General features: G+C 70.0%; 28 protein-coding genes and 3 tRNA genes. 19 read left to right on the forward strand and 12 right to left on the reverse strand.

The window, feature by feature from the left end:
- Positions 1–31: 31 nt before the first annotated feature.
- Together dinB and WFG93_RS06125 are read left to right on the forward strand one after the other, a co-directional pair.
- Positions 32–1291, forward strand: a complete 1260-nt coding sequence (gene dinB, locus WFG93_RS06120; RefSeq protein WP_336645434.1) for a DNA polymerase IV — start codon at positions 32–34, stop codon at positions 1289–1291.
- A gap of 30 nt (positions 1292–1321) precedes the next feature.
- The gene (locus WFG93_RS06125; RefSeq protein ID WP_336645435.1) at positions 1322–1906 is read left to right on the forward strand and encodes a hypothetical protein; all 585 of its coding nucleotides are present in this window, start codon (positions 1322–1324) and stop codon (positions 1904–1906) included.
- Here WFG93_RS06125 and WFG93_RS06130 read toward each other — a convergent pair.
- The 3 genes from WFG93_RS06130 to WFG93_RS06140 are packed head-to-tail and all read right to left on the reverse strand — an operon-like array spanning position 1896 to position 3006.
- On the reverse strand, positions 1896–2375 hold the full coding sequence (locus tag WFG93_RS06130) for a DUF2017 family protein (RefSeq protein ID WP_336645707.1): 480 nt from the start codon (positions 2373–2375) through the stop codon (positions 1896–1898). The two genes, WFG93_RS06125 and WFG93_RS06130, sit on opposite strands and share 11 nt — an antisense overlap.
- Positions 2376–2380: 5 nt before the next feature.
- Complete coding sequence (gene clpS / locus WFG93_RS06135) at positions 2381–2671, reverse strand: ATP-dependent Clp protease adapter ClpS (protein ID WP_336645436.1); 291 nt, start codon at positions 2669–2671, stop codon at positions 2381–2383.
- A complete protein-coding gene (locus tag WFG93_RS06140) occupies positions 2668–3006 on the reverse strand; it encodes a metallopeptidase family protein (protein WP_336645708.1) in 339 nt (112 codons plus the stop codon). The genes clpS and WFG93_RS06140 overlap by 4 nt, the downstream gene beginning before the upstream one ends.
- Before the next feature lie 178 nt (positions 3007–3184).
- Here WFG93_RS06140 and WFG93_RS06145 point away from each other — a divergent pair, with 178 nt between their 5' ends.
- Positions 3185–4816 carry a glycosyltransferase family 39 protein gene (locus tag WFG93_RS06145; protein WP_336645437.1) on the forward strand — a complete coding sequence of 544 codons (1632 nt, stop codon included), beginning with the start codon at positions 3185–3187 and terminating at the stop codon, positions 4814–4816.
- A gap of 42 nt (positions 4817–4858) precedes the next feature.
- On the opposite strand, the gene WFG93_RS06150 is transcribed toward WFG93_RS06145, so the two are convergent.
- Together WFG93_RS06150 and orn are read right to left on the reverse strand one after the other, a co-directional pair.
- Positions 4859–4931 (reverse strand) — tRNA-His (locus tag WFG93_RS06150).
- Between the two features lie 36 nt (positions 4932–4967).
- Positions 4968–5594, reverse strand: coding sequence for an oligoribonuclease (gene orn, locus WFG93_RS06155; RefSeq protein ID WP_336645438.1), 627 nt, complete (start codon positions 5592–5594; stop codon positions 4968–4970).
- Positions 5595–5642: 48 nt separating this feature from the next.
- Here orn and WFG93_RS06160 point away from each other — a divergent pair.
- Positions 5643–5714: transfer RNA gene (locus WFG93_RS06160), tRNA-Arg, on the forward strand.
- A 5-nt stretch (positions 5715–5719) separates the two neighbouring features.
- On the opposite strand, the gene WFG93_RS06165 is transcribed toward WFG93_RS06160, so the two are convergent.
- Positions 5720–5983 (reverse strand): hypothetical protein, encoded by a 264-nt coding sequence (locus WFG93_RS06165; protein ID WP_336645439.1) that lies wholly within the window; start codon positions 5981–5983, stop codon positions 5720–5722.
- A gap of 65 nt (positions 5984–6048) precedes the next feature.
- On the opposite strand from WFG93_RS06165, the gene WFG93_RS06170 reads away from it, so the two are divergent.
- Positions 6049–6951 (forward strand): alpha/beta fold hydrolase, encoded by a 903-nt coding sequence (locus WFG93_RS06170; protein WP_336645440.1) that lies wholly within the window; start codon positions 6049–6051, stop codon positions 6949–6951.
- Here the strand turns inward: WFG93_RS06170 and WFG93_RS06175 are convergent.
- Positions 6923–7396 (reverse strand): Lrp/AsnC family transcriptional regulator, encoded by a 474-nt coding sequence (locus WFG93_RS06175; RefSeq protein ID WP_336645441.1) that lies wholly within the window; start codon positions 7394–7396, stop codon positions 6923–6925. The two genes, WFG93_RS06170 and WFG93_RS06175, sit on opposite strands and share 29 nt — an antisense overlap.
- Before the next feature lie 168 nt (positions 7397–7564).
- Between WFG93_RS06175 and pdhA the strand changes: the two genes are divergently transcribed.
- The 3 genes from pdhA to WFG93_RS06190 are packed head-to-tail and all read left to right on the forward strand — an operon-like array spanning position 7565 to position 11098.
- The gene (gene pdhA, locus WFG93_RS06180; RefSeq protein WP_336645442.1) at positions 7565–8677 is read left to right on the forward strand and encodes a pyruvate dehydrogenase (acetyl-transferring) E1 component subunit alpha; all 1113 of its coding nucleotides are present in this window, start codon (positions 7565–7567) and stop codon (positions 8675–8677) included.
- Between the two features lies 1 nt (position 8678).
- Positions 8679–9707 (forward strand): alpha-ketoacid dehydrogenase subunit beta, encoded by a 1029-nt coding sequence (locus WFG93_RS06185; protein ID WP_336645443.1) that lies wholly within the window; start codon positions 8679–8681, stop codon positions 9705–9707.
- Positions 9704–11098: a dihydrolipoamide acetyltransferase family protein gene (locus WFG93_RS06190; protein WP_336645444.1), complete on the forward strand. Its 1395-nt coding sequence runs from the start codon at positions 9704–9706 to the stop codon at positions 11096–11098. Before WFG93_RS06185 ends, WFG93_RS06190 begins: the two co-directional genes overlap by 4 nt.
- A 30-nt stretch (positions 11099–11128) precedes the next feature.
- On the opposite strand, the gene WFG93_RS06195 is transcribed toward WFG93_RS06190, so the two are convergent.
- Positions 11129–11722, reverse strand: a complete 594-nt coding sequence (locus WFG93_RS06195; RefSeq protein WP_336645445.1) for a TetR/AcrR family transcriptional regulator — start codon at positions 11720–11722, stop codon at positions 11129–11131.
- Between the two features lie 91 nt (positions 11723–11813).
- Here WFG93_RS06195 and WFG93_RS06200 point away from each other — a divergent pair, with 91 nt between their 5' ends.
- From WFG93_RS06200 to WFG93_RS06220, 5 genes are read left to right on the forward strand one after another with little or no spacing between them, the layout of a single operon-like run.
- Complete coding sequence (locus WFG93_RS06200) at positions 11814–13367, forward strand: carboxyl transferase domain-containing protein (RefSeq protein ID WP_336645446.1); 1554 nt, start codon at positions 11814–11816, stop codon at positions 13365–13367.
- Positions 13368–13369: 2 nt separating this feature from the next.
- Positions 13370–15289, forward strand: a complete 1920-nt coding sequence (locus WFG93_RS06205; RefSeq protein WP_336645447.1) for an acetyl/propionyl/methylcrotonyl-CoA carboxylase subunit alpha — start codon at positions 13370–13372, stop codon at positions 15287–15289.
- Positions 15286–16473 (forward strand): acyl-CoA dehydrogenase family protein, encoded by a 1188-nt coding sequence (locus tag WFG93_RS06210; RefSeq protein ID WP_336645448.1) that lies wholly within the window; start codon positions 15286–15288, stop codon positions 16471–16473. The genes WFG93_RS06205 and WFG93_RS06210 overlap by 4 nt, the downstream gene beginning before the upstream one ends.
- A 9-nt stretch (positions 16474–16482) precedes the next feature.
- Positions 16483–16959, forward strand: a complete 477-nt coding sequence (locus WFG93_RS06215) for a MaoC family dehydratase (RefSeq protein ID WP_336645449.1) — start codon at positions 16483–16485, stop codon at positions 16957–16959.
- A complete protein-coding gene (locus tag WFG93_RS06220; protein ID WP_336645450.1) occupies positions 16960–17769 on the forward strand; it encodes an HpcH/HpaI aldolase/citrate lyase family protein in 810 nt (269 codons plus the stop codon).
- A 47-nt stretch (positions 17770–17816) separates the two neighbouring features.
- Here WFG93_RS06220 and WFG93_RS06225 read toward each other — a convergent pair whose 3' ends face one another.
- Together WFG93_RS06225 and WFG93_RS06230 are read right to left on the reverse strand one after the other, a co-directional pair.
- Positions 17817–18404: a histidine phosphatase family protein gene (locus WFG93_RS06225; protein WP_336645451.1), complete on the reverse strand. Its 588-nt coding sequence runs from the start codon at positions 18402–18404 to the stop codon at positions 17817–17819.
- 21 nt (positions 18405–18425) lie between these two features.
- A complete protein-coding gene (locus WFG93_RS06230; RefSeq protein ID WP_336645452.1) occupies positions 18426–19268 on the reverse strand; it encodes a Sir2 family NAD-dependent protein deacetylase in 843 nt (280 codons plus the stop codon).
- Positions 19269–19372: 104 nt separating this feature from the next.
- Here WFG93_RS06230 and WFG93_RS06235 point away from each other — a divergent pair, with 104 nt between their 5' ends.
- Positions 19373–20191 (forward strand): TrmH family RNA methyltransferase, encoded by an 819-nt coding sequence (locus WFG93_RS06235; protein ID WP_336645453.1) that lies wholly within the window; start codon positions 19373–19375, stop codon positions 20189–20191.
- 31 nt (positions 20192–20222) lie between these two features.
- On the opposite strand, the gene WFG93_RS06240 is transcribed toward WFG93_RS06235, so the two are convergent.
- Positions 20223–21050: an SGNH/GDSL hydrolase family protein gene (locus WFG93_RS06240; protein ID WP_336645454.1), complete on the reverse strand. Its 828-nt coding sequence runs from the start codon at positions 21048–21050 to the stop codon at positions 20223–20225.
- A 105-nt stretch (positions 21051–21155) separates the two neighbouring features.
- Here WFG93_RS06240 and WFG93_RS06245 point away from each other — a divergent pair, with 105 nt between their 5' ends.
- From WFG93_RS06245 to WFG93_RS06260, 4 genes are all read left to right on the forward strand, one after another.
- Positions 21156–22898 (forward strand): DEAD/DEAH box helicase, encoded by a 1743-nt coding sequence (locus WFG93_RS06245; protein ID WP_336645455.1) that lies wholly within the window; start codon positions 21156–21158, stop codon positions 22896–22898.
- A gap of 126 nt (positions 22899–23024) precedes the next feature.
- The gene (locus tag WFG93_RS06250; protein ID WP_336645456.1) at positions 23025–24110 is read left to right on the forward strand and encodes a VIT1/CCC1 transporter family protein; all 1086 of its coding nucleotides are present in this window, start codon (positions 23025–23027) and stop codon (positions 24108–24110) included.
- 123 nt (positions 24111–24233) lie between these two features.
- The gene (locus WFG93_RS06255; protein WP_336645457.1) at positions 24234–24689 is read left to right on the forward strand and encodes an SRPBCC family protein; all 456 of its coding nucleotides are present in this window, start codon (positions 24234–24236) and stop codon (positions 24687–24689) included.
- Between the two features lie 7 nt (positions 24690–24696).
- Complete coding sequence (locus WFG93_RS06260; RefSeq protein WP_336645458.1) at positions 24697–25422, forward strand: glycosyltransferase family A protein; 726 nt, start codon at positions 24697–24699, stop codon at positions 25420–25422.
- A gap of 83 nt (positions 25423–25505) precedes the next feature.
- On the opposite strand, the gene WFG93_RS06265 is transcribed toward WFG93_RS06260, so the two are convergent.
- Positions 25506–25590 (reverse strand) — tRNA-Leu (locus WFG93_RS06265).
- Positions 25591–25701: 111 nt separating this feature from the next.
- Here WFG93_RS06265 and WFG93_RS06270 point away from each other — a divergent pair.
- The gene (locus WFG93_RS06270; protein ID WP_336645459.1) at positions 25702–26997 is read left to right on the forward strand and encodes a M20/M25/M40 family metallo-hydrolase; all 1296 of its coding nucleotides are present in this window, start codon (positions 25702–25704) and stop codon (positions 26995–26997) included.
- Positions 26998–26999: the final 2 nt, after the last annotated feature.

Consider the following 26999-nt stretch of genomic DNA (forward strand, 5'->3'; position numbering starts at 1 on the left):
CGATGTCGGTGGCACCGGGCAGGATGGACGCATGGGACGCGGGGACGGATCCGGCCGCATCGTCTCGCGGGAGGGCGCGGACGACAGCGGCACGGGCATCTTGCATGTCGACATGGACGCCTTCTACGCGGCGGTCGAGGTGCTCTACGACCCGTCCCTGCGCGGGCTGCCGTTGATCATCGGCGGGCGCGACGGCCGCTCGGTGGTGTCGAGTGCATCGTACGAAGCGCGTCGGTTCGGGGTGCGCAGCGCGATGCCTGTCGCCCACGCGCTGCGGCTGTGCCCGACCGCCCGCGTGGTTCCACCGGACTTCAGTCGCTATCGGGCTGTCTCGGCCCAGGTGATGGAGATCTTCCAGAGCATCACACCGCTCGTCGAGCCGCTCTCGATCGACGAGGCGTTCCTCGACGTGCGTGGGGTGCGTCGCCTCTGGGGCAGCCCGGGCGAGATCGCGGGCCTCATCCGGCGGCGGATACGCGACGAGGTCGGCATCACCTGCAGCGTCGGGGTCGCGGCCACGAAGCACGTCGCGAAGATGGCATCCACCGTGTCCAAGCCGGACGGGATGCTCGTCGTCCCCGCCGCGCGGACGCAGGAGTTCCTCGACCCGCGACCGGTCGGCGCCATGTGGGGCGTGGGGCCGAAGGCCGCCGAAGCGCTGCAGCGCCGGGGCATCCGTCTGATCCGGGATGTGCGTGAGGCGCCGGCCGAAGCGCTGGAGCGCGCCGTCGGCCCTGCGCTCGGACAGCGGATACAGGACCTCGCCCGCGGTCTCGACGCCCGCTCGGTCGAGACCGAGCGGGTTGAGAAGAGCATCGGCCACGAAGAGACCTTCGATCGCGACATCGTCGATAGAGACCTGCTGCGCTCCGAGCTGCTGCGCCTCGCCGACCGCGTGGGGGCGCGCCTGCGCACATCGGGATGGCAGGCGGGAGCGGTGGCGATCAAGATCCGCTTCGCCGATTTCACCACGCTGAGCCGCACCGTGTCACTGTCCGAGCCGACCGATGTGGGCCAGCGCATCGGAGAGACGGCGGTCGCCCTGTTCGCCCAGATCGAGCGCAGGGATCCCGTGCGGCTGGTCGGGGTGCGCGCCGAGAAGCTGCGGGCGGCCGGAGCATCGGCCATGGCGCTGTGGGACGACGACGAGGATCAGCGTCGTCTCGAAGGCACCCTCGACGACGCGCGGGCGCGGTTCGGCGTCGGCATGATCACCCGTGCGCGACACGTCGGTGCGACGGAACGGCGCGGTGGGAACGCGGTGGAGCCGCGGCCGTTCGGCCGTGAGTGACGGGACCGGGGATTCGATAGCGTGAGTACCATGCCCACAGCCGCTGCCTCTGACCCCTTCGGAGAGCGTCTGAGTGCGGCTACGGCGCGCATCTGCGGTGCGGTCACGGCGGTGTCGGCGTCGAATCCGGTCGTGGTGATCGACGGTCGCAGCGGTGCGGGCAAGAGCAGTCTCGCCTCGCGCGTCGCCAGGGCGTGGCCGCTGCACACGCCCGTGCAGCTGCTCGCGCTCGACTCGGTGTACCCGGGCTGGGGCGGGCTCGAGCGCGGCGCGGAGATCGCGCGTGATCAGGTGCTGCGTCCGCATGGACGCGGTCTGATCGGCACCTGGCGGCGGTGGGATTGGGAGCTGAGGGAAGAGGCCGAGGCCCATGCCGTCGACCCGGCCCTCGGACTGATCGTCGAAGGCTGCGGCGCTCTGACGCCCGCCACGGCGCCGCTCGCGGACGTGACCGTCTGGGTCGACGGACCGCCGGACTCGCGGCGGCGTCGCGCTCTCGAACGCGACGGCGACGGCTTCCGCAGCCACTGGGACATGTGGGCGGCCCAGGAGGATGCGCACATCGCCCGGCACGAGCCGCAGCGGCTCGCTCACGTGCGGGTGTCTACGCCGTAGCGGCGTCCGCCTCGTCAGCGCGCTGGATCAGGTCGTCCAGTCGATATCCGAGCCAGTCGTACACGTGGAACCGCGGGTCTTCGGGGTCGTGGTGGTCGTCGTGCTCGACCCCGAGGCGTGACGCGACGACCAGCCGGACCGCGGCGAGAGTGCGCATCCACGCGTCGACGTGCGCGAGGGGGATACCGAGGGCGTGCGTGGCCAGCACGTCGCGATCGTCGTCATCGTCCGTGTCGAAGCCGATGAGATCCCCGCGCATGACGAGGCCGTCCTTGCGGCGGCGGTCGAACAGCTCACCCCTGGTGCCGCGGCGGAACTCGGCGGTTGCGGCGTCGTCATCGGGGTAGGCGGCCGGGGCGAGTCTTTCGAGCGCGGGATCGTCGCTCGAGCGCGGACTGTCGACGAGCTCGAGGAACTCGTCGATCAGATGCAGCAGGTTGCGTCCTTCGATCCACGCGATCGAGATCATCACGCTCACTGCGGGACCCGCCGGATGGTGGCCCACAGCCCGAAGTCGTGCATCGCCTGAGCGTGCACCTCCATCGTCTCCCGCGGCCCGGTGGCGACCACGGCATGCCCTTCGTTGTGCACGGCGAGCATGAGAGCAGTCGCATGCTCCTCGGGGTATCCGAAGTAGCGGCGGAACACGCGCACCACGTAGCTCATGAGGTTGACGGGATCGTCCCAGACGACGAGCTGCCATGGCACGAGCGGCGCGACGGTCAGCTGCTCGTCGAGCAGCGGAGTGGATGCCGGCGTGCTCATGCCCACCCCAGCTCGTGCAGCTGCTCGTCGTCGATGCCGTAGAAGTGCGCGATCTCGTGGACGAGGGTGGTGTGCACCTCGTCGCGCAGCTCGGCCTCGTCCGCGCACGCGTCGAGATGAGCACGGCGGTACACGATGATGCGGTCCGGCAGCTCGCCCATGCCGTACTGGCCCCGCTCGGTCAGCGCGAAACCCTCGTACAGTCCGAACAGGTCGCTGCCGTCCTCCGGCGCGTCCTCCACGACGAAGACGACGTTCTCCAGACCGTCCACCATGTCGTCGGGCAGCCGATCGAGCTCGTCGGTGACCAGGGCCTCGAACTCCTCCACCGTCATCCCGACTAGAGGTCGTGGCGGCGCGTCCTCGACTCCACCAGGTCCGGTGACCTCGGCTTCGCGGGAGTCGGAAAGGGGCATGTCTCGATGCTATCCGCGTCCGGCACGTGTGCGGACTCTCATGAGGCGGACGCCGTTCTCACAGCGTCTGGGCACGGATCGGGGGTTCACTGGAGTCATGACCGTGACCGGAGGGACGGATGCGCGCGATGCCCGCGTCGGATGGAGCGCGGCGCTTCGTCCGACGTGGGTGGTGCCCCTGGCGGTCGGCGTGGCGGTGGCTCTGATCGTTCTCAACGGCGCCGGTGTGCCGTCGTACTGGGGAGACGAAGCGGCGAGCGTGATGTCCGCGCAGCGGACCCTGCCGAGTATGCTTCGGGAACTGAGCGCAGTGGATGCCGTGCATGGCATCTATTACGCCGTGCTGCACGTGTGGATCGGCCTGTTCGGAAGCGGCGAGTGGGCGACGAGGACCCTCAGCGTGATGGCCACGGGCGTGTTCGCGGCGGGTCTCGTCGTGCTGGGAAGGCGCTGGGCCGGTCAGCGGACGGGAGTCGTCGCGGGTCTTCTCGTCGCAGTGATCCCACGCTCGAGTGCTCTTGCGATGGAGGCGCGCGGCTATGCCATCACAGAGGCGCTCTCGGTGTGGCTGGTGATCCTGTTCGTGGTGCTGCGTGCGCGCCGCACGTCGCCCTCGCGGTGGATCGGGTACGGGGTGCTGTCGGGGGCGGCGTCCTGGTTCTTCCTCTACCTGCTTCTCGTGCCGCTCGCGCTGATCGCGACCGTCGTGATCTCCGTGGCCGTGCGACGCCGTCGCGGCGTCGCGGGGGAGCCGGTGGCCGACCTGATCCGGGCCGGGATCACCGCCGCGGTGGTGGCTCTGCCGATCATCACCCTCGCCGCACTGCAGCGGCATCAGGTGGCCTTCCTCGGTCATCGCGGCTATCTCAGCGTGACCGGGGTGCTGGTCACCCCCTGGTTCGCGGCCGTGACGGTCGCCGTGGTGTTCTGGGCGCTGATGGCGTGGGGCGTCGTGCACGGTCTACGCGACCGCGCGGACCGCAGCTGGGTGCCGCTCGCGCTGGCCTGGCTGCTCGTGCCCGCGCTGGTGATGATCACCCTGCATCTGCTCGTCTCACCCACCTACGACTCCCGCTATCTGGCCATCAGTCTCGGAGCGGCGGCTCTTCTCGCAGCCCGGGGGATCACCGGTCTGCTCGGCGTGCTGAGCGCGCACCGTCTGGCGCTGATCGGGGGCGCAGCGGCGCTGTCCGTGCTCGTGCTCGGCGTGACAGTGCCGCGGTACCTGCATCAGCGGACCCCCTACGCGAAAGATGGCGGCGCCGACTTCCGAGCCGTTGCCGACACCATCGCACAGCAGGCGCACCCGGGCGACGCAGTGCTGTTCGGCCAGGGACCGCGACCCTCTCGCACTGCTCGTCTGGCGTACCGCCTGTACCCCGACTCCTTCGGCGGCCTGCGGGACCCCCAACTCGTCACCGCCTTCGACGCCCGCGCAGGTCTGTGGGACGAACTCGCGCCGGTGCAGGACATCGCCGCAGGGCTTCGCGAGCGCACAGTCTGGCTGATCGAATCGAAACACGCGGCCACGGCATCCGCGGATCTCGCCGCGCTGCGCCGGCATGGGTACTCGCTCATCACGCAGCAGCGTCTGCACCGCACCATGGTCTACGAGTTGGTCAAGGAGACCCCACGTGACCGAGCGCACGCGTGGGCAGCGTTGATCGGCAGCCGGATGCCGACCTCGACGCCCTCGCGATCGGGGCGCAGTGATGGCGATCCTCGCTAGGGAATGCAGAAGCCCCCGGCGATTGCCGGGGGCTTCCTTCAGGGTGAGTAACGGGGCTTGAACCCGCGACCCCCGCGACCACAACGCGGTGCTCTACCAGCTGAGCTATACCCACCATGCGCCCGCCGGAGCAGGCAACTCCACAAGTCTATTACATGTTCGGAGTGAACTCGGACACGGTGCGATCGGCGATCTCGCGTGCCTCGTCGGAGCTGGGACCGGGGGTGGCGACGAAGACGGCATCGCGGTAGTAGCGCAGCTCGCGAATGGACTCGAGGATGTCGGCGAGCGCACGGTGTCCGCCGTTCTTCTCCGGGGCGCGGAAGAAGACCCGCGGATACCAGCGGCGAGAGAGCTCCTTGACGCTGGACACATCCACGTTGCGGTAGTGCAGGTACTGATCGACTCGCGGCATGTACTTCGCCAGGAACATCCGGTCGGTGCCGATCGTGTTGCCCGCCAATGGAGCCTTGCGCTCGAGGGGGACGAAACGACGGATGTAGTCCAGCGTCTGCTGCTCGGCCTCGGCCAGACTCACACCTGCAGGGATCTCATCGATGAGCCCGGACGCGCGGTGCATGTCGGTCACGAAGTCGTTCATGTGCGACAGCGCGTCGTCACTCGGCTTGATCACGATCTGGAACCCGTGGTCGACGGGGTTGAGCTCGAAGTCCGTGACGACGACTGCGATCTCGACGAGCTCGTCGACCGAGAGGTCGAGGCCCGTCATCTCACAGTCGATCCAGACGAGCCGATCGTTCTCAGACGCAGAAACCATGACTCGATCCTAGCGACGGGCCCGACACGGTAATCTGGGCGGAGCAGCGCCTCCTTAGCTCAGAGGAAGAGCATCGGCTTTCTAATCCGTTGGTCGCAGGTTCGAATCCTGCAGGGGGCACGTCCTCAACTCCGCAGCGACGCCACCGCGTCGTCCGGATCCCAGAACTCGCCCACCAGCAGGAACGCGCCGGACGCCAGGTGCAGCCGCTCTGCGCGGTAGCGGATGCCGAGCGGGTCCGCGACGACGCGCAGGTGTCCGCGAATCACGCCGCGGGCGTCGACGACCCGCCACAGCCGCTCGCCGGCGCGGTCGAGGTGCTCGGCCCTGCTGCGCAGCGGCGGGGTCTGCCAGCGCAGGGCGGGCAGTGAATCGGTGAGGGTGTTCATGGTGACTCCTTCCTTGATTCGAACGTACGGACGGGCACCGACATTCCGTCCCGTAGACTCACCGCATGCCCGTCGACTCGCCCTATGCCGCCCGATTGCGGGCGATTCCGGTGCGCCGCGAAGAGGTGCAGGTGCTCGCTTCGACGACCGCCTACTGGGCGTACGGGGAGGCCGCAGAGGGCGCCGCGACGATCATCGCCGTGCACGGCTTCCGCGGCGAGCACCACGGCCTGGAACCGGTGGTCGCGCACCTGCCCGGCATCCGGATCATCTCACCCGACCTGCCGGGTTTCGGCGAGACGCCGCCGATCCCCGGACGCACGCACGACCTCGCACTGTACGTCGAATGGCTCACGGCATTCGCCGCAGCCGTGGCCCCCGGCGCGGTCATCCTCGGGCACTCCTTCGGGTCGATCGTCACCAGTGCGGCCGTCGCCGGCGGGCTGCCCACGCCGCGGCTCATCCTGGTGAACCCCATCGGCGCCCCCGCGCTGGAGGGACCGAAAGGTGTGCTCACACGTCTCGCGGTGCTGTACTACGCGCTGGGTGCGCGCCTGCCGGAACGACTCGGCACCGGGCTGCTGCGGCATCCGCTGATCGTGCGGGTGATGAGCATCGCGATGGCGAAGACCCGCGACCGAGCCCTGCGGCGTTTCATCCACGATCAGCACGATCGCTACTTCTCACGGTTCGCTGACCGCGACGTGCTGCACGATGCCTTCGTCACCAGCGTCTCACACGACGTGCGCGCGTTCGCCGGCGCCATCGAGGTGCCGACCCTGCTCGTCGCCGCGCAGCGCGACGACATCACTCCGATCGAGGCCGAACGTCGACTGGCCACGATGTTCCCCCGCGCCGAGCTCGTCGAGATCGCGGACGTGGGTCACCTCATTCACTACGAGACGCCCGGTGAGGCGGCGACGGCGATCCGGCGCTTCCTCAGACTTCCCGCCGAGCGAGGCCGATGAGCCCGGCGACGCGGAACGGGATGACCTCACCCATTGCGAGCGACGTCTCGGTGCGCTCGACCCCGTCGATCGAGAGGATGCGCGCGTCGGTGTCGAACAGATGACGCGCATCACGGCAGGCCACCCGGGCGAGCAGGTCGATCGACCCGCTCAGGCCGTGCACCTGCACGATCTCCGGCACCCGCGAGAGCTCGGCGATGATACGCGGCAGCTCGGTCTGGCGCACGCCGATGCTGATGAAAGCCTGCAGCGGGAAGCCGAGCACCTCGGTCGAGAACGAGCGCTCGTACGACTCGAACACTCCGGTCTGCTCCAGCCGCGCCATCCGCGCCTGGATGGTGTTGCGAGAGAGTCGCAGCCGATCAGCGAGCTTGACGACCGTCATCCGCGGGTCCTCTGCGAGCGCGGTGAGCAGTTCGAGGTCGATCCGATCCAGGGCGGGCATAGTGCCACACGATATCAGGGCCTGCCGCGCCTATATTGTGCAACATGCTCAGCGGGCGCGGACATGCTTGAGCGAGGTGTCAGGCCGACGTAGCATGCGAGTAGGTCCGACGCAGCCGTCGGAAAGCCGTGCAGGCCCCACGAAGGCCGCCACGTCAGGAGGACGCCGATGTCACCGCACACCACTCCGATCGTCGACACGCAGAACGATCTCGAGCTCACCGAACGCATTCTCGCTCCGGACGGCACGCGTGTGCCCAACCCGCGTCTGGACCGGCTGATCAAGGACGTCGACGCGGCACGGATGCGGGATCTGCACCGCGACATGGTGGTGCTGCGTCGTATCGACGCGGAGGGCGTCGCCCTGCAGCGTCAGGGCCAGCTCGGACTGTGGGCCCCGTGCAACGGGCAGGAGGCCGCGCAGATCGGCACCGCGCGTGCTCTTGCCGCGCGCGATTTCGTGTTCCCCAGCTACCGCGAGACCGGTGTGATGTACGCGCGCGGCGCGCAACCCGGCGATTACGTGCGCATGTGGCGCGGCGAGGAGGGTTCGGCGTACGACCCCGCCGAACTGGGAATCGCCCCCCTGCAGATCATCATCGGCGCGCAGACGCTGCACGCCGTCGGCTACGGCATGGGCATCCTGCACGACGGCGCCGACGAGGTCGCGGTGACCTACTTCGGCGACGGTGCCACCAGCCAGGGTGACGTGAACGAGGCCATGGTCTTCGCCTCGTCGTTCCGCGCCCCGGTCGTCTTCGTCTGCCAGAACAACCACTGGGCGATCTCCGAGCCGGTCGGCCTGCAGTCGCAGTACCCGCTGGCAGGACGAGCGCCGGGCTTCGGCATCCCCAGCATGCGCGTGGACGGCAACGACGTCCTCGCCTGCATGGCGGCGATGCGCTGGGCGCTCGATCACGCCCGTTCGGGGGAGGGGCCCGCGTACCTCGAGGCCGTGACCTACCGGATGGGACCGCACACCACCGCCGACGACCCCAAGCGCTACCGCGATGACGCCGAGCTCGCCGCGTGGCGCGAGCGCGACCCCATCACCCGGCTCGAGGCGCACCTGCGCGCCGCGGGCGAGCTCTCGCAGGAGCACCTCGACGCCGTCCAGGCCGAGGCGGACGCTGTGGCCCGAGACATGCGCGCGGCCTGCATCGGAATGCAGAGCCGTCCTGCTCTCGCGGTGTTCGATCGGGTCTACGCCGAGCCGCACTCCGGACTGCAGCGTCAGCGCGACGAGTACTCCGCGTACCTCGCATCGTTCGAGGAGGCCTGAGATGACCCAGATGACGATGGGCAAGGCGCTCAACGCCGCCCTCCGCCAGGCCATGACCGACGACGACCGGGTCGTGCTGCTCGGTGAGGACATCGGCACCCTCGGCGGTGTGTTCCGCATCACCGACGGGCTGAAGGCCGAGTTCGGCGCCCCGCGCGTCATCGACACGCCGCTGGCGGAGTCGGGCATCGTCGGCGCAGCGGTAGGACTCGCCTTCCGCGGGTATCGCCCGGTGATCGAGATCCAGTTCGACGGCTTCATCTACCCGGCGTTCGACCAGATCGTCTCGCAGGTGGCGAAGCTGCACTACCGCACGCAGGGCCGCGTGAAGATGCCGTTGACCATCCGGGTGCCGTGGGCGGGTGGCATCGGCGCGGCCGAGCACCACTCGGAGTCACCCGAGGCGTACTTCGTGCACACTGCCGGACTACGGGTGATCGCCGTGTCCGACCCGCAGGACGCGTACCGCTGCCTCCGTCAGGCCATCGCCAGCGACGATCCGGTGCTGTTCTTCGAGCCGAAGCGGCTGTACCACCACAAGGGCGAGGTCGACCTCGACGCATCACTCGCGGATGCCCCGCCGATGGGCCTCGCGCGCGTCGTGCGCACGGGTACGGATGCCACCGTGATCACCTACGGCGCGATGGTCGGCACCGCTCTGGATGCCGCTGCCGCCGCCGAGGACGAGGGGATCTCGCTCGAGGTGATCGATCTGCGCTCGCTGTCGCCGGTCGACTATGAGACCGTGTCGGCGTCGGTGCGCCGCACCGGCCGCGTCGTCGTGGCCCACGAGGCCTCCCGCGAGGCAGGCGTCGCGGCAGAGGTGATCGCCAGCATCACCGAATTCTGCTTCGAGTACCTCGAGGCGGCGCCGGTGCGGGTCACCGGACACGACATCCCGTACCCGCCGGCGAAGCTCGAGAAGTTCCACCTGCCCGACCTCGACCGCATCCTCGATGCCGTCGACCGGGTGATGGATCGCCCGCACAGCCTCAGCGGTGCCGCCGAAGCGAATGGAGAGACGCATTGATCGCCGAATTCCACCTGCCTGACCTGGGCGAGGGGCTGACCGAGGCCGAAGTGGTGCAGTGGATGGTGCAGCCCGGCGACACCGTCGCGCTGAACCAGACGCTCGCGGAGGTCGAGACCGCCAAGGCCATCGTGGAGCTGCCATCGCCCTACGAGGGAACCATCGCATCGCTGCACGCCGACGCCGGCGAGACGGTGCCGGTCGGAGCGCCGCTGATCGCCTTCGAGGTCGCCGGCGACGAGCCCGCGCCGGCGGGGTCCGATACGGCAGGGAGCGCCGAGGCCGGTGCGGCAGGGGAGGAGAAGGCGCAGCCGAACCTGGTGGGCTACGGTGCCGCGCCGGCATCCGGCGGTCGCCCCGCCCGGCGCGCGCGACGCGGAGCCGCTGCCTCGACGTCGCCGGCGGATGCCGAGGTGCTCGCCGCCGCCCCGCACGACGCGCTGCCCCCCAGCGTCGCGGAACCCGCGACCGGTGAGCGCCCGCGATCGACCCCGCCCGTGCGTGCCTACGCGAAGCGATTGGGCGTGGATCTCGTCCTCGTCGCCGCCGAGGTCGGCGACCGGGTGATCACCCGCGAAGAAATCGACGACTACGCACGGCGGGTCGGCGTGGCGGAGCGCGCGGACCTCCGGCCGTCGGATGCCGCCGCCCCGGCGCCGTCGGTCGGCAGTGCTCGGATGCCCGCCGGCGAACGCGCGCAGACCCGGATACCGATCAAGGGCGTGCGCAAGCACACCGCGCAGGCCATGGTGCACAGCGCCTTCACGGCCCCGCACGTCACCACCTTCCACACCGTCGACGTGACCGCGACCATGGAGCTCATCGCGCAGCTCAAGGCCGACCGCGCCCTGGCCGAGCACCGCATCGGACCGCTCGTCGTCGTCGCGAAGGCGGTCACCCTCGCGCTCGGTCGCAACCCCTCGCTGAACGCGACGTGGGACGAGGCGGCCGGCGAGATCGTGCAGAACCACTTCGTCGATCTGGGGATCGCCGCGGCCACGGAGCGGGGACTGATCGTGCCGATCATCCGCGACGCCGAGCGCCTCTCGCTGACCGGGCTCGCGGATGCCCTGACGCAGCTGACGCAGACCGCACGAGCGGGCCGCACGAGCCCGGCGGACCTCGCGGGCGGCACGTTCTCGATCACGAACATCGGCGTGTTCGGCATCGACGCGGGAACGCCCATCCTGCCCCCGGGACAGTCGGGGATCCTCGCCGTCGGCGCAGTGCGACGCCAGCCGGCGGAGCACCGCGGCGAGATCGCCCTGCGGCAGATGATGACGCTGAGCCTGTCGTTCGATCACCGGCTGGTCGACGGCGCGGAAGGCGCCCGCTTCCTGAAGGATGTGGCAGATATCCTCGAGCAGCCCGGCCGGGCGCTGCTGTTCTGACTCTGGACCCTGGCCGCCCTGGCCGCCCGCTCAGCTGCGAGCGGTCAGGGCGGCCATCGCCATGGCCTGCAGCAGGCGGGCCGTACCGGGGCGCGCGCGCAGCGCTGCGCTGGTGCTGTGCGGCGTGGAGTTGAGCAGACCGAAGCACGCCTGCACACGCAACCGCAGCGCGTCGCGATCGGCGGGGACCAGCCGGCTGAGCGTGTCGATCCACAGCTCGATGTAGGCGCGCTGCAGCCGGCGCACATCCGCAAGTGATTCGGGGGAGAGGTGCGCGAGGTCGCGGTCCTGCACGCGGATCACGTCGGCGTTGCGCAGCGCGAAGTCGACGTGGAAGTCCACGAGCATGGACATGCGCACGTCGGGGACTGCGGCGTCTTCTAGCACCCGCTGGCCGCCGGACACCAGCCCTTCGCTCACACCGATCAGGAGCGCGCCGAGCAGTGCCTGCTTGCCCGCGAAATGCCGGTACACCGCCGGCCCTGACACACCGACCGCCGCACCGATGTCCTCCAAGCTCACGCCCGAGTAGCCGCGCGCGGCGAACAGGCCGGCCGCGGCGACGAGGATCGCGTCGGTGCGCTCGGCCTTGGCGCGATCGCGGGCGGTGACGGGCGTTGTCATTCCGGTTAATCCTCGCTAACCTGAATTGCCGGGTTAGTGAACACTAACCCTTCTGGTGCGAAAATTCAGCAACGGTCGAGGAGGACCCGCGATGCCCGTCACCCAGCAGGCACTCGCCGAGGAGCTGCGCGAGCGACTCGCCACCACCGCGCTCGGTGGACCCCAGCGCTCCCGCGAGCGGCACGTCGCCCGCGGCAAGATGCTTCCACGCGATCGCGTCACCCGCCTGCTCGACGAGAACAGCCCCTTCCTGGAGGTGGCGCCGCTGGCCGCGGACGGCATGTACGGCGGCGAAGCACCCGCAGCAGGTGTCATCGCAGGAATCGGGCTCGTGCACGGTCGGCACGTGATGGTGGTCTGCAACGACCCGACCGTCAAAGGCGGCACCTACTTCCCGCTGACGGTGAAGAAGCACCTGCGCGCGCAGGAGATCGCACTCGAGAACCGGTTGCCGTGCCTTTACCTCGTCGACTCCGGCGGCGCATTCCTGCCCAAGCAGGACGAGGTGTTCCCCGACCGCGATCACTTCGGCCGCATCTTCTACAACCAGGCGCGCATGTCGGCCGAGGGCATTCCGCAGCTCGCGGCGGTGCTCGGATCGTGCACCGCAGGGGGCGCGTACGTGCCGGCCATGAGCGACCAGACCGTGATCGTGCGCAACCAGGGCACCATCTTCCTCGGTGGCCCGCCGCTGGTGAAGGCGGCCATCGGCGAGGTCGTGACCGCCGAGGAGCTCGGCGGGGGTGAGCTGCACGCCCGCCGCTCGGGAGTCGTCGACCACCTCGCCGAGGACGATGAGCATGCCCTCGAGATCCTGCGCGACGTCGTCGCCACACTGCCGCAGCCGGCGTCGCCGGCATGGCACGTCGTGCCGAGCATCGCGCCGCGCGAGAGCGGAAGTCTCTACGACGTGGTGCCGGTCGACGTGAACGCCGCTTATGACGTGCACGACGTGATCGACCGACTCGTCGACGCGGAGACCTTCAGCGAGTTCAAGCCCGAGTACGGCACGACGCTCGTCACCGGCTTCGCGCGCCTGCACGGCCACCCGGTCGGCATCGTCGCCAACCGCGGCGTGCTGTTCAGCGAGTCGGCGCTGAAGGGCGGCCACTTCATCGAGCTCTGCGATCAGCGTGGCATCCCGCTGCTGTTCCTGCAGAACATCACCGGTTTCATGGTCGGTACGGATGCCGAGGCGGGCGGGATCGCGAAGGACGGCGCCAAGATGGTCACCGCCGTGGCCACCACCCGCGTCCCGAAGCTCACCGTGATCATCGGCGGATCGTTCGGTGCCGGCAACTACTCGATGTGCGGCCGTGCCTATTCGCCACGGTTCCTGTGGAGCTGGCCGGCGAGTCGCATCTCGGTGATGGGCGGCGCACAGGCGGCATCCGTGCTGGGCACCGTCAAGGACGACCAGCTGCGCGCGGCGGGCACGCCGTGGACCACCGAGGAGCGCGCCGAGTTCGAGGCCCCGATCCGCGCGCAGTACGAGGCGCAGGGCGAGCCGTACTACGCGACTTCCCGGCTGTGGGACGACGGAATCGTCGACCCTGACCAGACCAGGGACCTGCTCGGTCTCGCACTCGACGTCGTCTCGCGGACGCCGCTTCCCGCCCCCCGCTTCGGCCTCTTCCGGATGTGATCATGCTGACCATCGACACCGTCCTCGTCGCCAATCGCGGCGAGATCGCCCGCCGCGTCATCCGCACGCTGCGCGATCTGGGCATCCGCAGCGTCGCGGTGTACAGCGACGCCGACGCCGACGCGCCACACGTGCGTGAGGCCGACGTCGCGGTGCGCATCGGCGCCGCGGCCGCCGCTGACTCCTACCTGAACGTGGATGCCATCATGGCCGCCGCGGCGGCATCCGGCTCCCAGGCGATCCATCCCGGGTACGGCTTCCTCTCCGAGAGCGTCCAGCTGGCGCGCGCCTGCGCGAAAGCGGGCGTCGTCTTCATCGGCCCCGGCGAGCACGCGCTCGAGGTCATGGGTGACAAGGCGCGCGCGCGTGAGCACGTGGCTCGGCACGGCGTGCCGGTGGTGCCCGGTTTCGACGCGACGGGGCTCGATGACGGGCAGATCCGCGCACGCGCGGACGAGGTCGGCTATCCGCTGCTGGTCAAGCCCAGCGCGGGTGGCGGCGGCAAGGGCATGGAGGTGGTGCGCTCGGCCGATCAGCTCGCCGGTGCGCTTTCCGCCGCGCGTCGGGTGGCGATCTCCGCATTCGGCGACGACTCCATGGTGCTCGAGCGCCTCGTGCAGCGACCCCGGCACATCGAGGTGCAGGTGTTCGGCGATGCGCACGGCACGGTCGTCGCTCTCGGCGAGCGCGAGTGCACGCTGCAGCGTCGTCACCAGAAGGTCATCGAGGAGGCGCCCGCCGCGCATCTGCCCGAGGAGGTGCGCAGCCGTCTGCTCGCTGCGGCGGTGGCCGCCGCGCAGAGCGTCGAATACGTCGGCGCGGGCACTGTCGAGTTCCTCGTCGAGGCGGATGCCGTAGACGAGTTCTTCTTCATCGAGATGAACACCCGCCTGCAGGTCGAGCATCCGGTCACCGAGGAGGTCACCGGGCTCGATCTGGTCGCGCTGCAGCTGCATGTGGCGACCGACGGTGCACTGGAGGCGCCCCCTGCCGTGCACGGCCACGCGGTCGAAGCGCGCGTGTACGCCGAGTCGCCCGAGCGCGGATTCCTCCCCTCTACCGGGCGGGTGCTGCTCTTCGACGCGCCGGAGGGAGTGCGTGTGGATGCGGCCGTCGAGACGGGCTCGGAAGTCACCGGGTTCTACGATCCGATGATCGCCAAGGTCATCGCCTACGCTCCGGATCGTCGCACCGCACTGCGCCGGCTCGATCTCGCCCTGGCACGCACCGTCGTCCTCGGCGTGGAGACGAACATCGCCTTCCTGCGCGCGCTGTGCCGTCACGAGCGGGTGGTCTCAGGCGACCTCGACACCGGGTTGATCGACACCATGCTTCCGGTCTCCGCGCCCACCCCCGACGAGCGGATGCTGCGCTCCGCGGCAGCGGTGCTGGCGTCCGTGGACTCGAAGACGTCACCGGCCGGTTCCGACGGGGCGTCGAGGCTCTGGCGCGAGCTCGCCGGCTGGCGCCTCGGGTCGACGGCGGCGCAGATGCCGGTGACGCTCCGCACCGACGACGACCGGGTGTTCGAGGTGACGCCGGGCGCGGAAGGGCAGCGGCATCTGCCCGCGGCACGCGACGCCGAAGGCGCGGTGTGGGTGTTTCACGAGGGGACGACGATGCGACTTCGCCCGCTCACCCGCCGGGCGCGTCTGCAGCAGCGCCTCGCGGAGCAGCAGCGCGCCGCCGGTCCCCGCGAGCCTGAGGGCCGCGCGCCCATGCCGGGCAGCATCGTGGCCCTGCACGTCGGCGACGGCGACAGCGTGCGCGAGGGCGACCCGCTCGTCTCGATCGAGGCGATGAAGATGGAGCATCCGGTGCTCGCGCCGCACGACGGCACGGTGCACCTGCTGGTCGCGCTCGGCGACCAGGTGCGGCGGGATCAGCCCGTCGCACGAGTCAGCGAAGAGGAGACAGCATGAGCGCCAGCACCGAACTCACCGGTGTCGATCTGAACGAGGAGCAGCGCGAACTCGCCGCGATGGTCCGCGAGTTCGCCGAGCAGGTCGTCGCGCCGCAGGCGTATGAGGCCGATCGCACGCACACCCTGAATCTCGACGTCGTGCGGCAGATGGGCGAGATGGGCCTGTTCGGTCTGCCGTTCTCTGAGGAGTATGGCGGGCAGGGCGGTGACTACCTCGCGCTCGGCCTCGCGATCGAGGGCATCGCCCGGGTCGACCAGTCGCTCGCGATCACCCTCGAGGCGGGCGTGAGCCTGGGCGCGATGCCCGTCTACCGCTTCGGCACCGAGGCGCAGAAGCGCGAGTACCTGCCGGCCCTTCTCGCCGGCGAGGCGCTGGCGGGCTTCGGCCTCACCGAGCCGGAGGCCGGCAGCGACGCCGGCGCCACGCGCACCACCGCGCGCCTCGAGGGCGGCGAGTGGGTGCTCAACGGCAGCAAGCAGTTCATCACCAACTCGGGCACCGACATCACCCGCTTCGTCACCATGACGGCAGTGACGGGAACGGCGCAGCGCGCGGGCGGCGGGGAGCGCAAGGAGATCTCCACGATCATCGTCCCGAACGGCACCCCCGGCTTCACCGTCGAGCCGGCGTACGACAAGGTCGGCTGGAACGCCTCTGACACGCACCCGCTCACCCTGCAGGACGTGCGGGTGCCCGAGGAGAACCTGCTGGGCGAGCGCGGGCAGGGATTCCGCAACTTCCTCAGCATCCTCGACGAGGGGCGCATCGCGATCGCGGCGCTGGCGACCGGTGCGGCCGAGGGCTGCCTGGAAGCAGCGGTCGACTACGCCGGGAAGCGCACGGTCTTCGGCGCGGCGCTGAGCACCCGGCAGAACGCCCAGTTCACCCTGGCGCGGATGCGCGCCCGGGTGCACACCGCCCGCCTGGCCTGGCACCACGCCGCGCGGCTGCGTGACGCGGGGCGCCCGTTCGCCGAGGAGGCGGCGATCGCGAAGCTCGTGTCGGGCGAGGCGGCGATGGACAACGCCCGCGATGCGACGCAGATCTTCGGCGGCAACGGCTTCATGAACGAGTACCCCGTCGCCCGGCACTACCGCGACTCGAAGATCCTCGAGATCGGCGAGGGCACCACCGAGGTGCAGCTGCTCGTCATCGCCCGGTCGCTGGGCCTGGTCGGATAGCGTGCGATCATGACCGACATCGTTCAGCGGGGGCTGTACTTCGAGGAGTTCGAGGTCGGCGCCCGTTACCTGCACCGGCCCGGCCGCACAGCGACCGAAGCCGACAACGTGCTGTTCACGACGCTCACCATGAACACGCAGGCGCTGCACCTGGATGCGGCGTTCTCCGACGCGCAGCAGCCGTTCGGTCAGCGGCTGATGAACTCGATGTGGACGCTGTCGACCATGGTCGGCGCCTCGGTCGCCCAGCTCACCCAGGGCACCCTGGTGGCGCAGCTGGGTCTCGGCGACATCTCGTTCCCGCATCCGCTGTTCCACGGGGACACGCTGTACACCGAGAGCGTGATCGTCGACAAACGGCTCTCCGCCTCCCGCCCAGGGCAGGGCATCTGCACCATCGAGCACACCGGGCGCAACCAGGACGGTGTGATCGTTGCCAAGGCCACCCGTACCGCGCTGATGCGGTGCCGTCCGGAGGGGGAGTAGATGACGTTGTCGATGGGTCCCGCGCTGCTGTTCTGCCCTGCGGATCGGCCCGAGCGGTTCGCCGGAGCGCTGCAGAAGGCGGATGCCGTGATCCTCGACCTCGAGGACGCGGTGCTGCCGGATGCCAAAGCGCAGGCGCGGGAGAACATCGTCGCCGCTGAGCTCGACCCCGCCCGCGTGATCGTGCGGGTGAACGCGCCGTCGACGGCGGGGTTCGCGCTCGATGTGGAGGCCGTGCGGCGCACACCGTTTCACACCGTGATGGTGGCGAAGAGCGAGGACCCGAGGGCGTTCGACGTCTTCGGCGACGAATACGAGCTGATCGCGCTGTGCGAGACCGCCCGCGGCGTGCACCGTGCCGGGGAGATCGCCGCTCACGAGCGCACGGTGGCCCTGATGTGGGGAGCGGAGGATCTCGTGGCGTCGCTGGGCGGCACGGCCAGCCGATTTCCGGACGGGCGCTATCGCGATGTCGCCCGCACCGCCAGGTCGCAGGTGCTGCTCGCCGCCGGCGCGTACGCGTGCACCGCGATCGATGCCGTGCACCTGGACATCGCGGACCTCGGCGGCCTCGCCGCGGAGGCGGCTGACGCGGTCGCCTCGGGCTTCGGTGCGACGGCGTGCATCCATCCCAGTCAGGTGGCGGTGATCCGCGACGCGTACCGTCCGGACGAGACGGCGGTGCGCTGGGCGCGCGCGGTGCTTCAGGCGGCGGACGGTGAACGCGGCGTGTTCCGTTTCGAGGGGCGCATGATCGATGAGCCGGTGCTGCGTCATGCCCGCGCCGTGCTCGACCGCCTCGATCCCTGAGCGCTCGTTCCCTGAGCCCGTCCTGGGTCCCTGAGCCCGTCGAAGGGTCAGGCCGCGATGCTCTCCAGCAGGCGCAGGCTGCCCGGCTCCGCCACGAACCGGTGGATCGAGCCGTTGCGCAGCACGTCATCCGGTCGTGGCAGCGAACCGCCCGAAACGTGCATCAGCAGCGAGCGGATGACGCCACCGTGGCTGACCACGATGATCGACTCCGCCCGCGGTGCGGAGCGACGCCGGGATGCGAGGGCGATGCGCTCGAGCGAGTCCAGCGCACGGTCGCGCACCTCGTCGAGGGTCTCGGCGCCCGGCACGGTGGTCGTCCAGTCCGTCCACTGCATGAGGTAGTCCTCGACGAGCATCCCCTCGCCGTCGCCGAATTCGCGCTCGCGCAGACCACGCGTGAGTGCGGGGGCGTCCAGACCGAGCTCGGCGGCGATGATCTGCGCCGTCTCCTGCGCGCGCACGAGTGGGCTGGCATAGATCGCGTCGTAACGCACCCCGGCGAGCGCGCCCGCCGCTGCGCGGGCATCCGCCCGTCCGGTGTCGTTGAGGGGGATGTCGGTGCTGCCCTGGATGCGCCGGTCGAGGTTCCAGTCGGTCTGTCCATGGCGCACGAGAGTAAGCAGAGTCACCATTCGAGCATAGGCGAGGCGCGCTCAGGCGGCGTCGAGGCGATCGGCCAGCGCGGTGAGCACCTCGGTGGTCCCGCCGGCGATCACCTCGTCGGCCCAGACGTCGGCGCGGGTCGGCTCGTGGTTGACGATCACCAGCGGGATGCCACGCCGGCGCGCGCGCTCGATCACGCGGATGCCGGAGTTCACCACCAGCGAGGTGCCGGCCACGAGCAGGGCGTCGGAGGAGCGCATGAGCGACTCCGCGAGGCGGAAGCGAGGTGCGGGCACGAACTCCCCGAAGTACACGACGTCGGGCTTGAGCATGCCGCCGCAGATCGGGCAGGGCGGGATGCGGAAGCCCTCCGTGGTCTCGGGCGACACATCGCCGTCGGGATTGAGCACGATGTTCTCCGGCACGAGGATCCAGGGATTGAGCGCCTCGATGTGCTCGGCGATCGCGCGCCGGTCGTACACCTGCCCGCAGTTCAGGCACAGCGTGCGGTGCATGGTCCCGTGCAGCTCGACGACGCGACGACTGCCCGCGCGCAGGTGCAGTCCGTCGACGTTCTGCGTTATTACGCCACTGACCGCGCCCGTGCGTTCCATCGCGGCGAGCGCGAGGTGCCCGCCGTTGGCATCCGGCGATGTGAAGGCCCGATAGCCGAGATGCCCGCCCAGCCAGTAGCGCCGCCGCGCGGTCTCGTCGGACAGGTACGTCTGGATCGTCATCGGCTTCGAGCGTGGCGGGGCGTCCACCCCGCGATAGGCGGGAATGCCCGAGTCGGTGGAGATGCCGGCGCCGGTCAACGCCGCCACCGAGCGACCGCACAGCAGCTCCGCGGCGCGGTCCAGTGCATCGGATGCCGGGTACACGAGCGACTGCACGTGTGCAGTCTATGTGCGCCGGACACGCGGAGGGTCGTGGCTGCACCCGTGTGCACCCGCCCTCCGACTCGCCCGCAGTGTCCGGGCCCTGACAACATGGCGGGATGCCCCTGCTCCACATCGGCGATCCCGCCGATCCCGTCCTGGACGACTACCGGTCGCTGACCGACACCGCTCTGCGGCGCGTGCGCGAGCCGGCGGGCGGTCTGTACATCGCCGAATCGGCGAAGGTGATCGAGCGGGCCCTCGCCGCCGGTCACCGCCCCAGGTCGGTGCTCACGCAGCAGAAGTGGACGGATGCCGTCATCCGCCTTCTCGAGGACCTGCCAGGAGGCGGCGACGTGCCGGTCTACGTCGTCGCCGACCACGTCGCCGAGACGCTCACGGGCTTCGCCGTGCACCGCGGCGTGCTGGCTGCCATGCACCGCCCGACGCCGGCTCCCGTCGCGGAAGTGCTCGCGGGGCTTCCCGCGCGCTCGCGTGTGGCGGTGCTGGAGGGCCTGACCGATCACACGAACGTCGGGGCGGTGTTCCGCTCGGCGGCAGCGCTCGGTGTCGACGCGGTGCTCGTCACCCCAACCTGCGCCGACCCGCTGTACCGGCGCGCGGTTCGTGTGTCGATGGGAACGGTCTTCCAGGTTCCGTGGACCCGTCTGCCCAGCTGGCCGGATGGCATCGCGACTCTGCAGCGCGCCGGCTACCTCGTCGCGGGGCTGACCCTGGGCGCCGGGGCGATCCCGCTCGATGCACTGGTCGCCGAGGCGGCGCCTCGGCTCGCGCTGGTGTTCGGCACCGAGGGCGATGGTCTGCGCGCCGACACCGATGAGCGACTCGACCGCCGCGTGACGATACCCATGACGGGGGAAGTGGACTCGCTCAACGTCGCGGCCGCCTCGGCCGTCGCGTTCTACGCCACTCGCTGACGCGTCCGCTCGATCAGGCCGCGTTCGCTCGTCAGACCTCGTCGGTACGCCGGAACGGCATCGCGGCCGGACGCTTGGCCACGATGTGGTCTCCCGAGGACTGGTGCCGCAGCCGCCGCAGCACCCACGGCACGAGGTGCTCGCGCGCCCAGTCGATGTCCTCGGTACGCGCCTGGCGCCAGGTGCGGGCGGGGATCGGATCGGGCTGCATGGCCTGCAGATCGTTCGGCACGTTCAGTGCGCGCAGCACCATGCGAGCCACCTCGTGGTGGCCGAGCGCGTTCAGATGCAGGCGGTCATCGGCGAAGAACCGGGGGTCCTGGATCACCTTCAGCGCCCACTGATCGGCGACGATGCAGTCGTGACGCTCGGCGATCGTCCGCACGTTCTCGTTGTAGATCGCGACCTTGCCGCGAAACGGCCGGAACACCGGGGTGAAGTTCGTGTCGATGCCGGTGAAGAGCACGATCGCCGCCCCGGTCGACGCGAGCTGCGCCACCGCGCCCTCGAGCTGGGCCGCGATGGCATCCGGGTCCGTGCGCGGGCGGATCACGTCGTTGCCGCCGGCGCAGATCGACACCAGGTCCGGCTTGAGCGCGACGGCCGGATCGATCTGCTCGGTCACGATCTGACCGATGAGCTTGCCGCGCACCGCGAGGTTGGCATATGCGAAGTCATCGACGTCCTGAGCGAGCACCTCGGCCACGCGATCCGCCCACCCCCGGTTGCCGCCCGGTGCAGCAGGATCCGGATCGCCGATGCCCTCCGTGAACGAGTCGCCCACGGCGACGAAGCGCCGCCAGGGATGCGGGCCCTCATTGGCGACGTAGGGTGTGCGCGACGACTCCTGATCGAGCATCGTCTCTCCTTCCGCAGCGGTGCCGCAGGCCGTGCCCGGGCACGGCATCCGAGCCTACCTCGGCGGCGTACGCGACTGTCAGCGGCCTCGATTATCGTAGGGGGAATGCTCTCCCCGTCCTTTCCGCAGCGCGCCCCGTGGGGCACCGCGGACAAGCTGAGGGCCTGGCAGCGGGAGGCTCTCGAGCAGTACTTCGAGGCTGATCAGCGCGACTTCCTGGTGGCCGCGACGCCGGGCGCCGGCAAGACGACGTTCGCCCTCACACTCGCGGTCGAGCTGCTGCGTATGGGAGAGGTCAACCGCATCATCGTCGTGGCGCCCACCGAGCACCTGAAGACGCAGTGGGCGGATGCCGCCGCCCGCGTCAGCATCCGCCTCGACCCCCGGTTCAAGAACAGCCATTGGGCGCCGTCTCGGCAATACCACGGTGTGGTCGTCACGTACGCGCAGGTCGCCGCGAAGTCGTCCGTGCACCGCCACCTCACCGAGGACGCGCGCACGCTGGTGATCCTCGACGAGGTGCATCACGGCGGCGATGCCCTCAGCTGGGGCGACGCCATCCGCGATGCCTACGGGCCGGCCCGCCGGCGCCTGCTGCTGTCGGGCACGCCGTTCCGCAGCGACACCGCGCCGATCCCGTTCGTGTCGTACCTGCCCGACGAGTCCGGCGCGCGGATCTCCAGCACGGACTACGCGTACGGTTATGGGCGGGCCCTCGCCGACGGCGTCGTGCGCCCCGTGCTGTTCCACATGTACGCCGGCAAGATGCGCTGGCGCACCAGCGCGGGCGATGAGCTCGAGGCGCACCTCGGCCAGGACAACACGAAGGACGTCACCTCGCAGGCGTGGCGCACGGCGCTGGATCCGGAGGGCGCATGGATGCCGGCGGTGCTCTCGGCCGCCGACCGCCGCCTCAGCGAGATCCGTCATCATGTCCCCGACGCCGGGGGGCTGGTGCTGGCGACCGATCAGACCGTCGCGCGCGCTTACGCGAAGATCCTGCACAGCATCACCGGTGAGCAGCCGACCGTGGTGCTCTCCGACGACGCGGCGGCCTCGGAGCGGATCGAGAAGTTCAGCGAGAGCCAGCGACGCTGGATGGTCGCGGTGCGCATGGTGTCCGAGGGTGTCGACGTACCCCGTCTTGCCGTCGGGGTGTACGCCACCTCCTCGTCGACGCCGCTGTTCTTCGCGCAGGCGATCGGCCGCTTCGTGCGCGCCCGCCGACGCGGGGAGGCGGCCAGCGTCTTCCTGCCGAACGTGCCGGTGCTGATGACGCTGGCGAACGAGATGGAGAAGCAGCGCGATCACGCCCTCGACCGGCAGAGCAAGGACGAGGACGGTCTCGAGGACTCGCTGCTGGAGAGCGCCAACCGTGAGGACGACGCCTCCGACGCCCTCACCCAGGAGTTCAGCTATCAGGCGATCTCCTCGTTGGCGCATTTCGACCGCGTCGTGTTCGACGGGAAGGACTTCGGCCAGCTCGCCGAACCGGGGACGCCGGAGGAGGAGGAGTTCATCGGCATCCCTGGCCTGCTCGAGCCCGAGCACGTGCACGAGCTCCTCATGCAGCGTCAGTCGCGCCAGAGCCGTCTGCGGGAGGCGCGCGAGGCCAGCGCACCTCCGGAGGCGACGACCACGCTGCCGGCGCCGCTGCATCGCACCCTGCGCGAGCAACGGCAGCTGCTGAACAGTCTGGTCGGGCTGTACGCCCGCCAGAGCGGTGAGCCGCACGGCGCGGTGCACGCCGAGTTGCGGCGCGTGTGCGGAGGGCCCGCCGTCGCGCAGGCGACGGTGACCCAGCTGCAGTCCCGCATCGACGTGCTGCGCAAGCGCGTGCGCTCCTGACCAGTGATCGGCCGGCACCCGCGTTCTGTTCGGCTCTCCGAAAACCTGCCAATACCGGCTTCAGAGCCGTCGTCGGCGGTGCGCCTCGGTAGCGTGGAATGTTCCCACCACCCTCTCGGAGGATGCATGATCGCGCCCGCAGAACCCACCGCCGCCGACCGCCGGCAGTGGGCACGTTATCTCGTCGAGGAGCGCGCGGAGGGCGCCGTCTACGCGCGCCTCGCCGCGCGCCGGAAGGGCGAGGAGCGCGAGATCCTGCTCTCGCTCGCCGACGCCGAGCGTCGCCACGAGCAGCATTGGCTCGACCTGCTCGGCGGCGAGCCGGAACGCCTGCCCCGCGCTGGGTTGCGCTCCCGGATGCTCGGCTGGATGGCCGGGCGCTTCGGCTCCATCTTCGTGCTGGCTCTCGCGCAGAGCGCGGAGGCCCGCTCGCCGTACGACGCGGAGCAGTACGCCACGCCCGCCATGCGCGCCGATGAGAAGGTGCACCACGAGGTCGTGCGCGGTCTCGCCGCGCGCGGCCGCCGACGGCTGTCCGGCTCGTTCCGCGCCGCCGTGTTCGGCGCCAACGACGGCCTCGTCTCCAACCTCGCGCTGGTGCTCGGCATCGGCGCAACGGGCGCCGGAGCCGGCTTCGTGCTCTTCAGCGGCATCGCCGGCCTGTTGGCGGGCGCACTTTCCATGGGCGCGGGAGAGTTCGTGTCGGTGCGATCGCAGCGCGAGCTGCTGGACGCGACGGCGGAGAACAACGACGCGGATGCCGCGGCGGCCGACCTCGACATCGACGCGAACGAACTCGCACTTGTATACCGGGCCCGAGGGATGGGGGAGGAGGAGTCGCTGGCGCGCGCGCAGCGGGTCGTCTCCGCCGCCCAGGAGGGCATCCGCCGCGAGGCGACCAGCCCCATCGCGATCCAGCCGGATCACGACATCGTCGGCGGCGACTGGTCGGTGGCCATCTCCAGCTTCCTGCTGTTCGCCTCCGGAGCCATCGTGCCGGTGCTGCCTTGGATCTTCGGCCTGAGCGGCGGCGCGGCGATCGTGCTCGCGCTCGTGCTCGTCGGCATCGCGCTGCTCGCGACCGGCGCGATGGTGGGGATCCTCTCGGGCGGGCCGCCGCTGAAACGCGCGCTGCGTCAGCTCGCGATCGGCTTCGGAGCGGCGGCGATCACCTATCTGCTCGGTCTGCTGTTCGGGGTCGGGGCCGTCTGAGTGCGCCGCCCGCGGGCGGCACAGCCGTACGAGTCTAGGCACCACGGGCCTCGCGTCAACCCCCTCGCACATGCGACGGCGATCGGGCTGACTGGAGACTCCCGAAGCGAGGAGTTGAAGAACATGGCCCAGATCATCGAGACCGTCGATGTGGATGTCCCCGTCACCGCCGCCTACAACCAGTGGACGCAGTTCGAGAGCTTTCCCCACTTCCTCGAGGAGGTGGTCTCGATCACGCAGATCGATGACACGCACAACCACTGGGTCGTGAACGTCGGCGGCGCCGAGCGCGAGTTCGACGCCGAGATCACCGAGCAGCACCCGGACGAGCGGGTGGCATGGCGCAGCATCGGCGGCGAGACCGCGCACGCCGGCGTCGTCACCTTCCACAAGCTCACCGACGCGAGCACCCGTGTCACCGTGCAGATCGACTGGGAGCCCGAGGGTCTGCTCGAGAAGGTCGGATCCCTCGTCGGTGCCGGGTCGCACGCCGTGAAGAAGGACCTCGACAACTTCAAGAAGTACATCGAGAGCCGAGGCACCGAGACCGGCGCCTGGCGCGGCGACGTCGACGCCTGACGCAGGCGTGCGCGTCTCGGTCGTCATCCCGGTACGCGATGACGCGGCGCTGCTCGCTCGCTGTCTGCAGGCGCTGGACTCCCAGCTCACGCCGCCGGACGAGGTGATCGTCGTCGACAATGCGTCCTCGGACGCGTCGGCGGCGATCGCCGCGTCGGCAGGAGCGCGCGTGCTGACCTGCCCGCAGGTGGGCATCGCACCGGCCGCCGCCACCGGCTACGACGCCGCCACCGGCGATCTGATCCTCCGACTCGACGCGGACTGCGTCCCCCCGCCCACCTGGGTGAAGGACGTCGTAGCCGCTTTACGTGTGCCCGACGCACCGGATGCCGTGACCGGAGGCGCCGTCTTCGTGGACGGCCCACGACTCCTGCGAGGCACTGCCGCCCTGTACCTGCGCGCGTACACGCTGGCCTCCGGCGCCGCGCTCGGTCAACGGCCACTGTTCGGCTCCAACATGGCCTTCACCGCGCTTGCCTGGCGTCGCGTGCGGGACGAGGTGCACCGTCACGACCCTGAGATCCACGATGATCTCGACCTCTCGTTCCATATCGGTCGACGTGGCCGCATCGGCCGCCTGTCAGGACGACCGATGGGCATCTCGATGCGCCCCTTCTTCAGTGGGCGTGGTCTGCTGCGACGCATCGCCCGTGGCTTCCGGACGGTGTTCGTGCACTGGCCGGCGGAGTTCCCGCCCGGCCGCTGGCTGCGCGCATGGCGACGCCGGCGGTGACGGAGACGGAGACCGACATCGGAAGAGACGAGAACTGCCGTTAGACGAAGAAGGCCCCGGATCGATGATCCGGGGCCGTTTCGTGCGCGAGGGGGGACTTGAACCCCCACGCCCTATGCGGGCACTAGCACCTCAAGCTAGCGCGTCTACCTATTCCGCCACCCGCGCAGGTGATGAACTGTTCGTTGCCGAACGAAGATCGACTCTAGCACGCCATGCGAGCCGCTTCGAACCAGGGTGACGCCCGGGCGTGGCATGGGGGTTGGGTAGCCTGAGGGCATGCCCGACACTGCGCTGCCCGAGGTCGCCCGCATCGCCCGCGACCTGATCCGCATCGACACCTCGAACTTCGGTGGCGGCAGCGCGCACGGCGAGCGCGAGGCGGCCGAGTACGTCGGCGCCTACCTGCAGGATCTGGGACTCGAGCCGCAGTACTACGAACCCGTCCCGCGTCGCACGAACGTGATGGCCCGCGTGCCCGGTCGTGATCCGCAACGTCCGGCCCTCGTCGTGCACGGCCACCTCGACGTCGTGCCGGCGATGGCGGAGGACTGGAGCGTCGATCCCTTCGAGGGCGTGGTGCGCGACGGGATGCTTTGGGGTCGCGGCGCGGTCGATATGAAGAACATGGACGCGATGATCCTCACCGCCGTCGCCGACATCCTGCGCGCGGGGGAGCAGCCCGAGCGGGACCTCATCCTGGTCTTCTTCGCAGATGAGGAGAACGGTGGCATCGAGGGCTCCGCACTGGTCGTGAAGGACCGCCCGGAGTGGTTCACGGGTGCCACCGAGGCGATCAGCGAAGTCGGCGGATACTCGATCAGCATCGATGACCGCCGCGCCTACCTGCTGCAGGTGGGGGAGAAGGCGCTGCTGTGGCTGCGCCTGGTGGCGAAGGGGCGCGCCGGTCACGGCAGCCGCCACCACGACGACAACGCCGTCACCCGACTCGCCGAGGCGGTCGCCGCGATCGGCCGCACCCGATGGCCCATCCGGCTGACGCCGACCACCGAGGCCCTGCTCGCCGGTCTCGGCGCCCTGACGGGTCGCCCTGGTGACGAACCGGACGCCCTCGCCGCCGCGGCCGGTCCCGCCGCGGCCTTCCTGCGCTCCACGTTCCGCACCACCGCGAATCCCACTGCGCTGACCGCCGGGTACAAGCACAACGTCATCCCGGAGACGGCGCAGGCACTGATCGACGTCCGGGTCATCCCCGGCACCGAGGATGACGTCCTCGCCGAACTGCAGCGGATCGTCGGCGATGACATCGAGATCCAGATCGTAGTGCGAGACATCGGCATGGAGACGCCCTTCGCAGGCGTCCTCGTCGATGACATGGTCGCCGCCATCGGCCGCCACGACCCCGGCGTGCCGGTGATCCCGTACCTGCTCGGTGCCGGCACGGACAACAAGGCGCTGGCCTCTATCGGCATCACCGGATACGGCTTCGCGCCGTTGCGGCTGCCGGCCGATCTCGACTTCACCGGGATGTTCCACGGGGTCGATGAGCGCGTGCCCGTAGAATCGCTTGTCTTCGGTCAGCAGGTGCTGGCCGACTTCCTGCGCCGGTGCTGATC

The organism is Microbacterium sp. USHLN186 (genome assembly GCF_037145155.1).
GTDB lineage: Bacteria > Actinomycetota > Actinomycetes > Actinomycetales > Microbacteriaceae > Microbacterium.

What these genes read in the sequence shown, in the direction of transcription:
- clpS (WP_336645436.1), bottom strand. Translation starts at nt 2,671, where the DNA reads ATGAGCACGCCGGCATCCACTCCGCTGCTCGACGAGCAGCTGACCGTC.
- orn (WP_336645438.1), bottom strand. Translation starts at nt 5,594, where the DNA reads ATGGTTTCTGCGTCTGAGAACGATCGGCTCGTCTGGATCGACTGTGAG.
- WFG93_RS06205 (WP_336645447.1), top strand. Translation starts at nt 13,370, where the DNA reads ATGCTGACCATCGACACCGTCCTCGTCGCCAATCGCGGCGAGATCGCC.
- WFG93_RS06255 (WP_336645457.1), top strand. Translation starts at nt 24,234, where the DNA reads ATGGCCCAGATCATCGAGACCGTCGATGTGGATGTCCCCGTCACCGCC.
- pdhA (WP_336645442.1), top strand. Translation starts at nt 7,565, where the DNA reads ATGTCACCGCACACCACTCCGATCGTCGACACGCAGAACGATCTCGAG.
- WFG93_RS06250 (WP_336645456.1), top strand. Translation starts at nt 23,025, where the DNA reads ATGATCGCGCCCGCAGAACCCACCGCCGCCGACCGCCGGCAGTGGGCA.
- WFG93_RS06175 (WP_336645441.1), bottom strand. Translation starts at nt 7,396, where the DNA reads ATGCCCGCCCTGGATCGGATCGACCTCGAACTGCTCACCGCGCTCGCA.
- WFG93_RS06215 (WP_336645449.1), top strand. Translation starts at nt 16,483, where the DNA reads ATGACCGACATCGTTCAGCGGGGGCTGTACTTCGAGGAGTTCGAGGTC.
- WFG93_RS06125 (WP_336645435.1), top strand. Translation starts at nt 1,322, where the DNA reads ATGCCCACAGCCGCTGCCTCTGACCCCTTCGGAGAGCGTCTGAGTGCG.
- WFG93_RS06195 (WP_336645445.1), bottom strand. Translation starts at nt 11,722, where the DNA reads ATGACAACGCCCGTCACCGCCCGCGATCGCGCCAAGGCCGAGCGCACC.
- WFG93_RS06210 (WP_336645448.1), top strand. Translation starts at nt 15,286, where the DNA reads ATGAGCGCCAGCACCGAACTCACCGGTGTCGATCTGAACGAGGAGCAG.
- WFG93_RS06145 (WP_336645437.1), top strand. Translation starts at nt 3,185, where the DNA reads ATGACCGTGACCGGAGGGACGGATGCGCGCGATGCCCGCGTCGGATGG.
- WFG93_RS06220 (WP_336645450.1), top strand. Translation starts at nt 16,960, where the DNA reads ATGACGTTGTCGATGGGTCCCGCGCTGCTGTTCTGCCCTGCGGATCGG.
- WFG93_RS06170 (WP_336645440.1), top strand. Translation starts at nt 6,049, where the DNA reads ATGCCCGTCGACTCGCCCTATGCCGCCCGATTGCGGGCGATTCCGGTG.
- WFG93_RS06270 (WP_336645459.1), top strand. Translation starts at nt 25,702, where the DNA reads ATGCCCGACACTGCGCTGCCCGAGGTCGCCCGCATCGCCCGCGACCTG.
- WFG93_RS06185 (WP_336645443.1), top strand. Translation starts at nt 8,679, where the DNA reads ATGACCCAGATGACGATGGGCAAGGCGCTCAACGCCGCCCTCCGCCAG.
- WFG93_RS06225 (WP_336645451.1), bottom strand. Translation starts at nt 18,404, where the DNA reads ATGGTGACTCTGCTTACTCTCGTGCGCCATGGACAGACCGACTGGAAC.
- WFG93_RS06165 (WP_336645439.1), bottom strand. Translation starts at nt 5,983, where the DNA reads ATGAACACCCTCACCGATTCACTGCCCGCCCTGCGCTGGCAGACCCCG.
- WFG93_RS06130 (WP_336645707.1), bottom strand. Translation starts at nt 2,375, where the DNA reads ATGATCTCGATCGCGTGGATCGAAGGACGCAACCTGCTGCATCTGATC.
- WFG93_RS06235 (WP_336645453.1), top strand. Translation starts at nt 19,373, where the DNA reads ATGCCCCTGCTCCACATCGGCGATCCCGCCGATCCCGTCCTGGACGAC.
- WFG93_RS06140 (WP_336645708.1), bottom strand. Translation starts at nt 3,006, where the DNA reads ATGACGGTGGAGGAGTTCGAGGCCCTGGTCACCGACGAGCTCGATCGG.
- WFG93_RS06245 (WP_336645455.1), top strand. Translation starts at nt 21,156, where the DNA reads ATGCTCTCCCCGTCCTTTCCGCAGCGCGCCCCGTGGGGCACCGCGGAC.
- dinB (WP_336645434.1), top strand. Translation starts at nt 32, where the DNA reads ATGGGACGCGGGGACGGATCCGGCCGCATCGTCTCGCGGGAGGGCGCG.
- WFG93_RS06240 (WP_336645454.1), bottom strand. Translation starts at nt 21,050, where the DNA reads ATGCTCGATCAGGAGTCGTCGCGCACACCCTACGTCGCCAATGAGGGC.
- WFG93_RS06200 (WP_336645446.1), top strand. Translation starts at nt 11,814, where the DNA reads ATGCCCGTCACCCAGCAGGCACTCGCCGAGGAGCTGCGCGAGCGACTC.